Source organism: Rhodococcus sp. KBW08 (assembly GCF_003852455.1).
Lineage (GTDB): Bacteria > Actinomycetota > Actinomycetes > Mycobacteriales > Mycobacteriaceae > Rhodococcus_F > Rhodococcus_F baikonurensis.
This window is the reverse complement of the sequence record NZ_QAJJ01000005.1, coordinates 241239-254569: the sequence shown is the minus strand read 5'-3', so window position 1 is coordinate 254569 and position 13331 is coordinate 241239. Positions and strand designations below refer to the sequence as shown.

13 protein-coding genes are annotated in these 13331 nt (G+C 60.9%); 8 read left to right on the top strand and 5 right to left on the bottom strand.

The annotated features are described in order from the left end of the window. Nucleotides 1–235 precede the first annotated feature (235 nt). The 4 genes from DBV08_RS06735 to DBV08_RS06720 all read left to right on the top strand — a co-directional run bounded on the left by DBV08_RS06735 (nucleotide 236) and on the right by DBV08_RS06720 (nucleotide 5750). Nucleotides 236–2416 (top strand): thiamine pyrophosphate-dependent enzyme, encoded by a 2181-nt coding sequence (locus tag DBV08_RS06735; RefSeq protein ID WP_124566926.1) that lies wholly within the window; start codon nucleotides 236–238, stop codon nucleotides 2414–2416. 62 nt (nucleotides 2417–2478) lie between these two features. Beyond that, on the top strand, nucleotides 2479–3756 hold the full coding sequence (locus DBV08_RS06730) for a dihydrolipoamide acetyltransferase family protein (RefSeq protein WP_124566925.1): 1278 nt from the start codon (nucleotides 2479–2481) through the stop codon (nucleotides 3754–3756). A gap of 32 nt (nucleotides 3757–3788) precedes the next feature. Further along, nucleotides 3789–5189 (top strand): dihydrolipoyl dehydrogenase, encoded by a 1401-nt coding sequence (gene lpdA / locus DBV08_RS06725; protein WP_095969385.1) that lies wholly within the window; start codon nucleotides 3789–3791, stop codon nucleotides 5187–5189. Between the two features lie 51 nt (nucleotides 5190–5240). After that, the gene (locus DBV08_RS06720) at nucleotides 5241–5750 is read left to right on the top strand and encodes a VOC family protein (protein WP_124566924.1); all 510 of its coding nucleotides are present in this window, start codon (nucleotides 5241–5243) and stop codon (nucleotides 5748–5750) included. On the opposite strand, the gene DBV08_RS06715 is transcribed toward DBV08_RS06720, so the two are convergent. Further along, nucleotides 5743–6687, bottom strand: a complete 945-nt coding sequence (locus DBV08_RS06715) for a proline dehydrogenase family protein (RefSeq protein ID WP_124566923.1) — start codon at nucleotides 6685–6687, stop codon at nucleotides 5743–5745. The genes DBV08_RS06720 and DBV08_RS06715 overlap by 8 nt on opposite strands. A 188-nt stretch (nucleotides 6688–6875) precedes the next feature. Between DBV08_RS06715 and DBV08_RS06710 the strand changes: the two genes are divergently transcribed. Next, complete coding sequence (locus DBV08_RS06710; protein WP_124567036.1) at nucleotides 6876–7061, top strand: hypothetical protein; 186 nt, start codon at nucleotides 6876–6878, stop codon at nucleotides 7059–7061. Beyond that, nucleotides 7028–7237, top strand: a complete 210-nt coding sequence (locus DBV08_RS06705; protein ID WP_095969389.1) for a hypothetical protein — start codon at nucleotides 7028–7030, stop codon at nucleotides 7235–7237. The genes DBV08_RS06710 and DBV08_RS06705 overlap by 34 nt, the downstream gene beginning before the upstream one ends. A 9-nt stretch (nucleotides 7238–7246) precedes the next feature. Here DBV08_RS06705 and DBV08_RS06700 read toward each other — a convergent pair whose 3' ends face one another. From DBV08_RS06700 to DBV08_RS06685, 4 genes are all read right to left on the bottom strand, one after another. Further along, a complete protein-coding gene (locus DBV08_RS06700; RefSeq protein WP_095969390.1) occupies nucleotides 7247–8062 on the bottom strand; it encodes a siderophore-interacting protein in 816 nt (271 codons plus the stop codon). Nucleotides 8063–8206: 144 nt separating this feature from the next. Beyond that, the gene (locus DBV08_RS06695) at nucleotides 8207–9445 is read right to left on the bottom strand and encodes an HNH endonuclease signature motif containing protein (RefSeq protein ID WP_124566922.1); all 1239 of its coding nucleotides are present in this window, start codon (nucleotides 9443–9445) and stop codon (nucleotides 8207–8209) included. A gap of 92 nt (nucleotides 9446–9537) precedes the next feature. Continuing rightward, a complete protein-coding gene (locus tag DBV08_RS06690) occupies nucleotides 9538–10155 on the bottom strand; it encodes a response regulator transcription factor (RefSeq protein ID WP_124566921.1) in 618 nt (205 codons plus the stop codon). Then, the gene (locus tag DBV08_RS06685; protein WP_124566920.1) at nucleotides 10152–11354 is read right to left on the bottom strand and encodes a sensor histidine kinase; all 1203 of its coding nucleotides are present in this window, start codon (nucleotides 11352–11354) and stop codon (nucleotides 10152–10154) included. Before DBV08_RS06685 ends, DBV08_RS06690 begins: the two co-directional genes overlap by 4 nt. Before the next feature lie 114 nt (nucleotides 11355–11468). Here DBV08_RS06685 and DBV08_RS06680 point away from each other — a divergent pair, with 114 nt between their 5' ends. Together DBV08_RS06680 and DBV08_RS06675 are read left to right on the top strand one after the other, a co-directional pair. Next, complete coding sequence (locus DBV08_RS06680; protein ID WP_185564480.1) at nucleotides 11469–12515, top strand: ABC transporter permease; 1047 nt, start codon at nucleotides 11469–11471, stop codon at nucleotides 12513–12515. Nucleotides 12516–12517: 2 nt separating this feature from the next. After that, the gene (locus tag DBV08_RS06675) at nucleotides 12518–13252 is read left to right on the top strand and encodes an ABC transporter ATP-binding protein (protein ID WP_397486954.1); all 735 of its coding nucleotides are present in this window, start codon (nucleotides 12518–12520) and stop codon (nucleotides 13250–13252) included. Nucleotides 13253–13331: the final 79 nt, after the last annotated feature.

Sequence of the window (13331 nt, the reverse complement as noted above, 5' to 3'; positions counted from 1 at the left end):
TTTGCTTCTCGGATGAAACTCTCAGCACGTATGTTGCGGGGTATTGGCCCTGTTCGTCAAGTGGGCCAAGCCACATTTACTGCCAATGGAGACCGAGGCAGGTTTGCGAATGGATCCATTCGATGGCAATGTGAGGCCCAACACGGAAAGCGGACCGCTCTGAGCGAGTCCCTCCGCGCTGTCCAGACGCGCTGCCAAAGCTTGGCCGTCCAAAGGCCTGATCCGGAGACTGACTATGACCACGCACAAGAAACTCACCGCAGCATCACCATGGGTGGAACTGGCAACATCGAACAAGGACTGGGATGCGGCCGACCCGTCGCTCCTCGCCACGATGCTGGCTCAGACGATCTTGATCCGATCCTTCGAGGAATACGTTCTGGAGTTGGCGGGGAAAGGACTGATCCACGGTCCGGCCCACTCCAGCATCGGACAAGAGGGTGGGGCTGTGGGATCGATCGTCGGCCTCACATCCGCTGACTCCATCAACGGTTCCCACCGCGGACATCATCAGTTTCTTGCCAAGGCGCTGGCCCATGTGGCTGTCGACGGTTTGGATCCGACCGCTGAACTCTCGCCGGAGGTCCGTACCGTACTGACCCGCAGCCTCGCAGAGATCTGTGGTCTGTCGCGCGGCTACTGCCGTGGTCGTGGCGGGTCCATGCACCTGCAGTGGAAAGAAGCCGGCGCGATGGGTACGAATGCGATCGTCGGAGGCGGGGTACCGCAAGCTGCAGGTTTTGCCTGGGCGCACCGTCAGGCAGGAACCGATGCCGTCGCAGTTACCTACTTCGGTGATGGCGCGGTCAACATCGGGTCGGTACTCGAATCGTTCAATCTGGCGGCAGCCTGGGATCTTCCGATCTGCTTCTTCATCGAGAACAACCAATATGCGGTATCCACACATGTCGCGGAAGCGACCGGTGAACCGCGATTGTCGGCACGCGGGCTCGGGTTCAACATTCCTAGTTGGAAGGTCGACGGTATGGACCCGCTTGCGGTCCACCTCGCGATGCGGGAGGCCCTCACACACATGCGTTCGGGTAAGGGCCCGACGATCATCGAAGCTGATGTCTATCGCTTCTTTCACCAGAACGGCCCATTCCCGGGCAGCGCTTTCGGCTATCGCACGAAGGACGAAGAAAAGGCCTGGAAAAAGCGCGATCCGCTTCGCCTGCTCACCGATCAAGTGGTCCGTCGGAAGCTGCTGACGGAAGCCGACGTAGCCAAGGCGGTCGCGCAAGCCTCCCGGGTAATGCAGGAGATCGGTGGCGAGCTGCTGGAAAAGGTGCCAGGGGGCAAGCCTGGTGAGGTCAGAATCAAGGCATCGGAATGGCCGGATGTGAACTTCGTCGATGTCGGGATACGCGGTGATCTCAGTGAGTTCGGGGGTGCCCGATTCGTGGAACCAGAGGAGTTCGCCGGCGAGATGGCCGATCGAAAGTTCATCGACGTCGTGGCTGAGGTGATGGACCGTCGCATGGACGCCGACAACTCCATCGTCGTGATGGGTGAGGACATCCATCGCTTGAAGGGCGGAACGAACGGCGCTACAAAAGGATTGGCTGATCGATACCCGGGCAGAGTGCTCGGCACTCCGATCAGTGAGAATGCGTTCGCGGGCCTCGGTGGCGGAATCGCCTTGGACGGACGGTACAAGCCAGTCGTCGAATTCATGTACGCCGATTTCATGTGGGTGGCAGCCGATCAGATCTTCAATCAGATCGGCAAGGCGCGACATATGTTCGGTGGGGACAGCAACGTGCCCTTTGTATTGCGCAGCAAGGTCGCTATGGGGACCGGCTACGGCTCGCAACACTCCATGGACCCTGCAGGCGTGTTTGCAACTGCCCCGGGATGGCGCATCGTCGCACCGTCCACGCCGTACGACTACATCGGATTGATGAACAGCGCTTTGCACTGTAACGACCCGGTGGTGGTCATCGAGCACGTAGACCTTTACGGCACGAGCGGCCAGGCGCCGACCGATGATTACGACTACTTCCTGCCGGTCGGGAAGGCTGCAGTGCGTCGGCGCGGAAGCGATCTCACGATCATTTCCTATTTGTCGATGGTGGGGCATTGCCTCGAGGCAGTGGACGAAATCGGGACAGTCGATGCCGAGGTCATCGATCTCCGTTGGCTCGACCAAGCGAGTATCGACTGGGACACCATCGGCGAAAGCATCAGAAAGACCAACAACGTGGTCATCGCTGAGCAAGGAGCACACGGAACGTCATACGGCGGCTGGCTCAGTGATGAAATCCAACGCCGATTCTTCGATTGGCTTGATCAGCCCATCCAGCGAGTGACGGGGTCTGAGGCATCGCCGAGCATCAGCAAAGTGCTCGAACGTGCGGCAATTGCACAGACGGATGAAGTAGTCGAAGCGTTGAAGAGGATCACTCGATCGTGAACGGACCGAACCGAACCCACTCACCCTCATCGGCAGAAATTCTCTAGGAGCAATCAACCGCCATGGCGACATTACTGCGCATGCCAGAGGTGGCAGCCGGAGCTACCACCGTAATCCTCTCCGAGTGGCCGCTGGCTGTCGATTCGGAATTTGATGTCGACGAACCGTTGGCCGTTCTCGAAACGGACAAAGCGACGGTTGAGATCGAGGCCGAGTCCGCCGGTGTTCTTGTACACACATTCGTCGAACCAGGGACGTCTGTCGACGTCGGTGCACCGATCGCCGTCCTCGCTGATCGGGGCGAAGTCGTGAAGGATATTGCGACATTGCTGGCCGAGCTCCGAGTCTTTGATGCCGATGGGTACTCGGCCAAGATTGAAACATCCACTGCTGTAGACGAACCCGACGGTGCGTCTTCTCCGACCGTGCCGGGCGAGAAAGTGGCCGATGAGAGGGCGCCGCGAATTTTCGCGAGTCCCTTGGCGCGACGTCTAGCGGAATCGGCAGGGCTGAGACTCGGTGACATCGTGGGATCGGGCCCGAACGGACGCGTTGTACGTAGCGACGTGGATGCAGCAATAGCAGCGAAGGCCGCTTCGGCAGAGGCCGTCGCAGTGAAAGATGCTGGTGTGAAGGACGCTGGAGTCAAGGACCGTGGCTCTGTCTTCACGGACACGCCGCACACGAGACTTCGGCGTGCAATTGCTGCTCGGCTGACATCGAGTAAGCAGACACAGCCCCATTTCTACATCTCTGGTTCTGCTCGGGTCGATGCGTTGCTGGAGGCGCGCAGGCAGCTCAACGAAGTCAGCGCTTCCAAGGTGTCGGTCAACGATCTGTTGATAAAAGCGATGGCGAAGGCACATACGCTGGTGCCGGAGATGAATTCGATCTGGGTCGAAGACGCAGTGAGAACCTTTGCCAAGGTGGATATTTCGATCGCGATAGATTCCGATCGCGGATTGCTTACTCCTGTTCTGCGTGGGGTCGACACCATGTCCATTTCCGAAATTGCGAGCGCCACAAAAGAATTAGTAGCGAGAGCCGGTGCAGGGAAGATTCGGCAGGACGAACTCGTAGGTGGATCGACGACAATCTCGAACCTAGGGATGTTTGGGGTCGAGGAATTCTCGGCCATAATCAACCCACCTCAATCGTCGATTCTTGCGATTGGAGCAGCGACCGAGCAGCCCGTTGTCGTCGAGGGACGGCTGGAGGTCGGGACGGTTCTGCGAGTGATCCTCTCGGTTGATCATCGGCCGATCGACGGGGCGATCGCCGCGAAGTGGATGAAGCATTTCACCACAGTGCTCGAGAACCCGATCCAGATCTTCGGCTGAGAAGACATCGCGAGAAAGTGGGAGGCACAGGAATGAATTCGCATTACGACGTGGTCGTACTCGGAGCTGGGCCCGGTGGCTACGTTGCGGCCATCAGGGCTGCGCAACTGGGGCTCTCCATTGCTGTGGTCGAGGAAAAGTACTGGGGCGGAGTTTGTCTGAACGTCGGATGCATTCCGTCGAAGGCACTGCTGCGGCACGCGGAGATTGCGCACCTGGTGACAGACGAAGCCTCGATGTTCGGAATCGAAGGTGTCACTTCGGTTGACTTCGGGGTTGCGTTCGACCGCAGTCGATCCGTTGCGGACGGCCGAACCAAGGGCGTCAACTACCTGATGAAGAAGAACGGTATTCGGCAGTACAACGGTCGTGGCGTATTTCGTGGACCGAACACCCTCGAGGTATCGGGGGTTGAGTCCGCGACGATCACTTTCGACAACGTGATCATCGCTAGTGGTGCAGAGCCACGACTACTTCCAGGTACGACTCGCAGCGACAATGTAGTCACGTATGAGGAGCAGATTCTCACACGTGAGCTACCGAAGAGCGTGGTCATTGCCGGTGCGGGAGCGATCGGTGTGGAATTCGCCTATGTTCTGAACAGTTTCGGAGTTGACGTCACGCTGATCGAGTACGCAGAGCGGATCCTTCCGCTGGAAGATACGGATGTCTCTGCGGAACTGTCGAAGCGATACAAGAAATCCGGGATCACGATTCTGGTTTCCACTGGCGTGGAGGAGATCGTCGATTCGGGCGGCCAGGTCAAGGTGGTAGTGAGGCAGGGCGGCGAGGCGCGAACGCTGCTCACGGACAAGGTGATCCAAGCGATCGGGTTTGTTCCGCGGACCGACGGCTACGGCCTCGAGACGACGGGCGTCGAACTGACCGAGCGGGGAGCCGTGATGGTCGACGAGTACATGCGTACGTCAGTGCCAGGAATCTTCGCAATCGGCGACGTCACTGCTCAGTTGATGCTCGCTCACGTCGCAGAGGCTCAGGGCGTGGTCGCGGCTGAGACGATTGCCGGCGTAGACACCGTCCCCGTCGACTACCCGATGATTCCCCGCGCAACATTCTGTCAACCTCAAGTTGCCAGCTTCGGGTGGACAGAGCAGCAAGCGAGGGACAAGGCCGAGATCTCGGGCTGGGATGTCAAGGTGGCTACCTTTCCGTTCAGTGCCAACGGCAAGGCACATGGTCTCGGGGATGCTGTCGGATTCGTGAAGCTGATCAGTGACGATACGTACGGTGAGTTGCTCGGTGGGCATCTGATCGGTCCGGAAGTGACCGAGCTACTACCAGAGTTGACGCTCGCTCAGAAATTCGAACTGACAGTTGAAGACCTCGTACGCAACGTTCACGCCCATCCCACACTGAGTGAGGCGCTGCAGGAGGCATTCCACGGGCTGGCAGGACACATGATCAATCTGTGAACGGACTGCTGTTGAATTGGTCCGATAACCGAACCGAACGAGGAGTGGCAAGTGATAGGCGTTGAGGCAGACTCGCTCCCTGAACCCTTGCGGGGGAACCCGGTGGCGCAGATCGCCATGATCGTGCCTGACCTGGAATCGGCCGTTGCACTGTGGAGCGGCATTCTCGGCCGAGACGATTGGTCGATCTACACGTATGGGCCCGACAACGTTCCGGAGTTGAGCTACCGAGGTGAGGAAGGGCGATTCGGCATGCGCTTGGCGTTTGTCGGTGCCGGTCCCCAAATCGAGCTGATCGAACTGCTCGAAGGCCCCAGCTCGTACCACGAATGGCATTCGCGTCATGGTTTCGGATTGCACCACCTGGGTTTTGTCGTCCCGTCGATCAAGGACGCGATGATCGAAATGGCGCAATACGACGTCGATTTGATTCAGTCGGGGTACGGCTATGGGGCGAACGGGGACGGAGGTTTTGCGTACTACGACACTCAGGATTCGGTCGGCGCAATCGTCGAACTCATCGAGATCCCATCGACCCGACGACCATCCGAGGTCATGTAGACGCGGCGTCGATGAGCGCGGTATAGACACGCTCCGGTTCTTCGGCAATGCGATTGAGCACGTACAGCCACCACTGTGTTCCGAAGATGACGTATTCGCGTGTGGTGAACCCCGCTGCTCGGAGTGCGTCCAGTTGCTCGGTACCGAGGCCGAGCAGCATCTCGAACTCGACATGGCTCTGTTCCAAGGCCCAACCATGTTCTGCGCGTAATGCTTCGAGGATGTCGCGGTCATGCGTCGCGATGGAAACCTGGTGACCCGAGTCGACGATCCGGGCTGCGTAGTCGAGATACGCCCCGCGCAGTTCGGCACTACCGCGCGGGTAGGCGACGGATTCGGCTTCGAGGAAGGCGCCCTTCACGAGACGGATGCGACCGGGTCGGTCCAGCAGAGCGGCGAGATCCTTTGCGGTCCGGTGCAGTCGGGCCTGAACGGTGATTCCCACGTGAGTGAAACGCTCGGCCAGCCGCGCGTGCATGTCGAGGACCAGGTCGGTGCGATCGGACGCTTCGGCGGAAATGATCAGCTCGGCACCTGCGTGTTCCGTGGCCTCGGCCAGGCGCACGACATTGCGAAAGCATTGCTCCGGATCGATCACCAAGCCGATGTGTGAGAGGTCGAACGACACGGTGCTGTCGACACCCGACGTGCCGATCCGTTCCGCCAGTTCCACGAAAACGTCGGTTTCGGCGTTCGCGAGCTCGGGATCCCGGACGCTCTCGCCGGTGTATTCGATGCTCGCCTTGTGCCCTCGGGCGAAGATCGAGGGAAGACGACCGAAGGCGTCGTCGATGGTTTCGCCGCCGATGTAGCGAGCGGCCACTTTCCGTGCGAGTGCTGCCGTTGCAGCGTCCGCCATGGTGCGTTCTTTCAGGGATTCGTCGAGTGCGAGGCGGCGTAGGACGTCGGCGGCCTGGGCTTGCAGATCCGTGTTCACGGATTCAGCGTATCCGGATGAGTGGGCGGGAATTATTCTTCGAACCCTTGCGTTCGATCTATTGTCGATATATCGTCGATACGTCAAACAAACACAGACAGTCCAGGAGGACAACATGTACGCCCCACACAACAACCCAGAAATGCAAGAACGTCGCGAGCACGGCCGTCGAGGTCCGCATCGTGGACATGGTTTCCGTCGAGGATTCGAGGGAGAGCGCCCCGAGGGTCGCTTCGAAGATCGAGCAGATGGACGTCCTGAAGGACGCCCTGAAGGCCGACGTGGTCGCGGACACGGCCGCCCTCACTTCGGCGAAGCCGGCGCAACTCTCCGCCCCGCGATGGGTCTACTCCGAGGTGCCGCCGTCGCGGTAGCCGCAGGTGGGACCGCTCAGCAGGTAGCCAAGGCAGAGGCAATTCTCGCCGAAGCACGCCGGGCATTGTTCGAGATGCTGGCGGAAAAGCCCGCTGACGTGCAGCCGGCCGACAAAGAGCCGGCTGACGCAGAAGCTACAGTCGCAGAATCTGCCGACACGCTGCCGGCAGAGTGATCACGGGGCTCAGGCGCCGACGGTGACTTCTTCGCTGTTCATGCCGGAAACGTGGCCGTCGACGCCCTCTCGCCAGTACCCGACAACATTGTGCTTGTCGCGAGCGATTCCTCGAACTTCCCTCAGATGCTTACGAATACGACGGCTGGTTGCGCTTTCGCACGCCACCCAGGCGTAGACGTCGGCCGATTCGGATTCGGGAAACTCGACCTTCTCCACAGCCTCGAACAGCGCGCTCGGCGCCTTTCCGAGACCACTCCCCACGAGCCACGTGTACGTGACGTCGCCGCGAGTGACGAATTCCTGTCGATCCTCTTCGGTTTCGACCTCGATGATCGCCTGTGCGACATCGCCCTCTCGAAGTTCTTCGACAATCCTGCCCAGTCCGGGGAGACCCGTGGCGTCTGCGACCAGCAGCTGCCAACGAGGACCCGCCGGTGCTTGGTAATGGGAACGCGAACTGTCCGACCAGAAGACGCCTAGTAGGTGACCTGGTTCGGCCCGCAGGGCCCAATCCGCTGCAATACCGCCAGGGTGCACGACGAAGTCGATGTCCAGACGTCGGCCGCCGTCGTGCACCTTGCGCACGGTGTAGTGCCGCCACGGTGGCTCGGTTCCGAGATCGGCCTTGCCGTAGTCGGGATTGTTGAAGTAGTCGTATTCTGCTTCTGTTTCACCGGGTTTCGGGAACGCGATGTCGATGCGCTCGTCGCCCTGTCCGCCGGTCGGCCAGTGCCAGTCACCTTCTGCTTCGATGCTGATTCGCCGCATGTGCGGGGTCAGTGACGTGACGGTGACAACGCGGGCGGGTTCGCAGAAAGACATTCCTCGACCCTATTGGTCCTGCGTGTCGAAGTGGAGACAGATGCTGTCGCAAGACGGACATCGAGTGCAGCTGAAAACGCCAGCGTATGCCCCGAGGCATGGTTTCTCCCCGGTGCATACGCTGGCATTTTCAGTTATGCCCGTTCAGGCGGCGGTAGGTGGACTGTTCCCGCCGATCGGCTGCTGATACGGGTCGATCGACATCGGCGGATAAAACACCGACTTCCGATCCGGGCCAATCTCCACCCGCCACTCGGTGTGGTGCAACGTCCGATGATGATGACCGCACAACAAGATCAGATTGTCGAGATCCGTTGGGCCACCATCGTTCCAGTGAACGATATGGTGGGCGTCGCACCACCCCGACGGCGTCCCACACCCCGGAAACGCGCACCCGCCATCCCGAACTGCCAACGCCCGCCGCTGCGGCACCGTCGCTGTTCTGGCTTCCTTACCGCAGTCGAGCGGAACACCATTCTCATCCAACAAGATCCGCGTCACGGTGCAGTCGCAGGCCAGCATCCGTGCAGTGTCGATACTGATCGGACCCACCCAATCCATCCACGCGAACCCCAGTTCCTCAGTGGACGGCAACAGATCTTTCAATGCTTTGAGGTCGGTCATGTCTTTCGCGCTGGCCGTTACCGTGATGTGCGGTTTCACCCCACCCTCGATCGGACCCAACCCCGCCCGCTCGTACCGACGCAACAACTCACAAAACCCGTCCGCGCGTCGTAAAGCAGGAGTGCGAGTGTCCTTGACGCCGTCCTTCTCCGGTGTCGGAGCGGACAGGCTAGACAACAAGGTGATCAGACAGGCCCCGTTCACAGCATCCAAGTCACCCTTCACAGAGACCCGCCCGTACAAGCCTTTCGAGGCGTAGAACTCATTGCGCTCCGAATCCTCGCCGACCGGAACTCCGTCCTCACGCTTGCCGTACTGCTTCTCGATCCGCCGGATCGCCGCCCGCACCGCATCACAATCTGCAATGTTCTTCGACGCCAGGCCGAGCAGGATTCCGCGGGCCTTGTCCACATCGGCCAGGGTCATGTTCTTCGGTGGATGCTGACAAAACGACGCCACCTGCCGGGCCTTCAACGCATCCACATCACCCCGGTGAAACGCATCGCCCACCACAGGTTCGAGCATCAACAACCGCGCCAACCCGACCAGCAGACTGCACTCACCGATCTCCAGATTCGTCGACCCGTGCAACCACTGCGCGATCGCCCGGAAACCCTTCCCGCCAAGAACATCCCGGGAAAACATCTCCACGATCAGCAACACCATCCGCGACTGCAACTCGTGCCGGGCGCGCACCAGATCCAGAACCTCACTCTTGAGGTCCTCACCATCCAGCTGCCATGCTTCCCGGCTGTCCATGAAGCAATCATATTCGAACAGGGTTTCGAACACAAGAGAATTGCAAGCGAAAATTGCTGCTGTCCAGCTACTTTCGACAATTCGGACAAACGTCAGATCGAACCCAGCTCCCGCGCACGAGCTACCGCCGACGTCCGCGACTTCACGCCCAACTTGCCGAAGATGTGGACCAGATGCGATTTGACCGTGGTCTCGCTCAGGAACAGTTCTTTACCGATCTCTCGGTTGGATCGACCCGCCGCCACCAGCTTCAGCACCTCGATTTCTCTTGGGCTGAGGCTGGTTTCGGGCTTGCGGACGCGAGTCATGAGCTTCGATGCGATGGCGGGGGAGAGAACGCTGTCCCCGCTCGCAGCGGCGCGGACGGCCGACAGCAGCTCGACCGGGGGTGTGTCCTTGAGCAGATAGCCGCTGGCTCCGGCTTCGACGGCGCTCAAGATATCCGCGTCCGTGTCGTAGTTGGTCACAACGAGTACGTGCGGCGGATTCGGCAGCGCGCATACCGCGCGGGTGGCGTCGACCCCCGTCTTGCCTGGCCCGAACCGCAGGTCCATGAGCACGAGGTCGACCGGCGTGGTGGCACAGAAGCCTATGGCTTCCTCGGCGGTCCCTGCTTCGCCGACCACCTCGATGTCGGATTCGCTTTCGAGCAGCGCTCGTAGCCCGGCGCGCACGATCGCGTGATCGTCGGCGAGCAGCAGGCGGATCACTGTTCACCGGTTTCGAGGGGAAACGTCACCGCGACGGCGGTGTGTCCCGGCTCGGACTCGATGGAGAACGTTCCGCCCTGCAACTCGACGCGTCGTCGAATTGCGTTGAGGCCAAAGGATTCCGCCGGTCCACGTTCGAGGACTCTCACGTCGAAGCCGCGGCCGTTGTCGACCACGTCGAGGCTGACTGTGTTGTCGGAATAGGTCAGTGTCACAGCCATTCTGGTTGCATCCGCATGGCGGAGAACATTGGACACCGCACCCTGCGCGATGCGCACCAGTGTTGCTTCGAGGGGCATCGGCAGCCGGATTGCCTCACCTTCGACCACGGAGCGCGCTTCCAGTTCAGGACTGCTCGCGCGTTCGCAGATTCGACGAAGCGCATCGGCGAGCGATTGACCGTCCAGGGCCGCGGGTGTCAATTCGGCTATGAGTTGGCGGGTTTCGGCAAGACTGTCCGCAGCGGTTTCCCGCGCGAGGCTGATCTGACGGATGGCCGGGCTCTCCGGATCGGTGCGTTCGGCAGCGTGAAGGAGCATCTGGATGCTCGAAAGTCCTTGGGCCACGGTGTCGTGAATCTCGGCCGCGAGCCTTTCGCGTTCCGCGAATTTTCCGGCATCGCGAGACGTCGACGCCAATTCTTCACGGGTGTTCATCAATTCGTCGATGAGACGACCGCGCTCGGCTGCCTCGCGGTACAGCGCTTGATAGCCGAGACCGATGGCAACCGCCACGGCGGCGCCGATGATCGGGCCGACGGCGCCGGCGATCGTCCATCCACGGTGCAGCCCGGTGCCGATGACGGCGACAGCTGTTGCCGCGGTGACGGCTAGCAGGCTCCAGGGGCGTCGCAGAATATGGAGATAGAGGAAGAAGAGTCCGAACGCGAGGTAGGCGGCGTCGGCGGACACCGCCATCGTCGCGATCCAGACGAGGGTCAGCACCGCTAGCCACCAGCGTGCAGCGTTGCCGCGCAGCCTTTTGGCGACTCCGAACAGATAGACGGCAACAAAGATCACGGCCAACGCGGTGATCGTTGCGGTCAGGTCGGATTCGTCGATCAGCGCTCGAAGAAACACCACACCGGCCAGCGCCATGACAAGGACATGCAGGCCCAGTTGTAAGCCGGCGAAGACAGGCGTGAGCGGAGATCGGTGCATCTCGCCCAGCTTAGCGAGGTTCGGGCCTGGTTCATCCATCAAAAGTTGTAAACCGGGATGGTTCTTTCGAGCGCTGGAATGTCGATCCGAGGTGCGATGGAAAGAGTCTGCATCCGCGAGAGCGTAGAGGCAAGCACAGGAAAGGAATTCACAGTGTTTGTCGCAATGAGGGACTTACGGGCAGCGCGAGGTCGTTTCGCGCTGATCTCCGTCGTGGTTCTGTTGGTTGCACTTCTGGTCAGTTTTCTCAGCGGGTTGACTGCAGGACTTCGCCATCAGAACGTGTCGGCCATCGAGGCCATGAATGCCGACACGGTGGTGTTTGCCGACACCGGGGCTGGGGCGTCGTTCGACGAGTCAGCGCTCACGCAGGACCAGGTCAACGCCTGGGCCGGCGCTGCGAAGGACGTCGACCCCGTCGGAATCGGCCGCGGCAAGGCAGGATTGGCCGACGGAAATCAGAAGTCGGTGGCCCTGTTCGGTGCTGACGGCGGTTTCGGTGACGTGACGCCGTCGGCGTCAGGCACGGTGGTGTTGAGCGAAGGTGCCGCCCGCGATCTGGGGGCGGGCGCCGGCGACCAGGTGAGCGTCGGTACGCAGCAGTTCACCGTCAGTGACGTTCGCGGCGACGACTGGTACAGCCATTCGCCTGTCGTCTGGATGACGCTCGATGACTGGCAGGCGGCCAATCCACGCGGCGGAGTTGCGACAGTACTGGCTGTCACCGGAGCCTCCGATGCTTCCGCAACGGACAAGTCGGCCGCGACGACGTCGACGACGGTCAGCGGTTCGCTCGACGCGATCGGTTCGTACAAATCGGAGAACGGGTCGTTGACCCTGATGACGCTCATGTTGTTCGCGATCTCGGCCCTGGTGATCGGTGCGTTCTTCACGGTGTGGACGATCCAGCGAACCCCGGACATCGCGACGTTGAAAGCGCTCGGCGCAACCACCGGTTCTCTGGTACGCGACGCACTGGGTCAGGCCCTCATCGTCCTGATTGCCGGCGTCACCGTCGGAATCGGGCTGACGGCCGTGGCCGGCTCGCTGATCGGTGACGCCATGCCGTTTGTCCTGGACGCATCCACCACCGTCGTACCTGCCGTGGCATTGATCGGACTCGGTCTGCTCGGCGCGGCCTTTGCACTTCGATTCCTCTCGACCACCGATCCACTCACAGCATTGGGGAGCGCACGATGACCATGACAACCGGCACCACAGTTCTCGACATCCAGAACGTCGATCTGACGTTTCCCGACGGGCAATCGCGGGTGACGGCGCTGGACGACGTGTCTCTGCGGCTGCACCGCGGCGAGATCGCCGCGATCACCGGACCCTCGGGTTCGGGCAAGTCCAGCCTGTTGGCAGTGGCGTCGACCCTGATCCGTCCGGATTCCGGGCACGTCTATCTCCGGACGCCGGAAGGCAGCACCGACATTGCGGCGCTGAGTCGGCGGTCGGCGTCGGAACTGCGACGCTCGTCGATCGGGATCGTCTTCCAGCAGTCCAATCTCGTGTCGTCGCTGACGGCTCTGGAACAGCTCGAGGTGATGGCGCATCTTGGGCAGTCCGTGTTCACCTCGCGGGCCCGTCGCACAGACGTGAAATCAAAAGCGATGGATTTGCTGGACGCTGTCGGGCTCGCGGATCAGAGCGGAAAACGGCCGTCCCAGCTGTCGGGCGGACAGCGACAGCGGGTCAATCTCGCGCGGGCATTGATGAACGATCCGCAGCTGCTGGTGGTGGACGAGCCCACCAGCGCGCTCGATCAGGAGCGCGGTGCCGCTGTCATGGATCTGATCATCGGGGTGGTGCGGGAACACGAGGCGGCAACCCTTCTCGTGACACACGACCGAAGTCACCTGTCTCGGATGGATACTGTCTATCGTGTTGTTGACGGTTCCTTGGCGGAGGATCAGGAGGCGCTCGCGGCGTGACTCAGGCGGGCACGATTCGGGCATTCGTCACTGCATCCGGGCGGGAAGTCAACCCGCGATTTGCTGGGCAGTTAGACTG

Coding starts and splice junctions, on each gene's coding strand:
- DBV08_RS06695 (WP_124566922.1), bottom strand. CDS start 9,445: ATGGACAGCCGGGAAGCATGGCAGCTGGATGGTGAGGACCTCAAGAGT.
- DBV08_RS06685 (WP_124566920.1), bottom strand. CDS start 11,354: ATGGATGAACCAGGCCCGAACCTCGCTAAGCTGGGCGAGATGCACCGA.
- DBV08_RS06675 (WP_397486954.1), top strand. CDS start 12,518: ATGACAACCGGCACCACAGTTCTCGACATCCAGAACGTCGATCTGACG.
- DBV08_RS06705 (WP_095969389.1), top strand. CDS start 7,028: ATGGGTCTACTCCGAGGTGCCGCCGTCGCGGTAGCCGCAGGTGGGACC.
- DBV08_RS06700 (WP_095969390.1), bottom strand. CDS start 8,062: ATGTCTTTCTGCGAACCCGCCCGCGTTGTCACCGTCACGTCACTGACC.
- DBV08_RS06730 (WP_124566925.1), top strand. CDS start 2,479: ATGGCGACATTACTGCGCATGCCAGAGGTGGCAGCCGGAGCTACCACC.
- lpdA (WP_095969385.1), top strand. CDS start 3,789: ATGAATTCGCATTACGACGTGGTCGTACTCGGAGCTGGGCCCGGTGGC.
- DBV08_RS06710 (WP_124567036.1), top strand. CDS start 6,876: ATGGTTTCCGTCGAGGATTCGAGGGAGAGCGCCCCGAGGGTCGCTTCG.
- DBV08_RS06735 (WP_124566926.1), top strand. CDS start 236: ATGACCACGCACAAGAAACTCACCGCAGCATCACCATGGGTGGAACTG.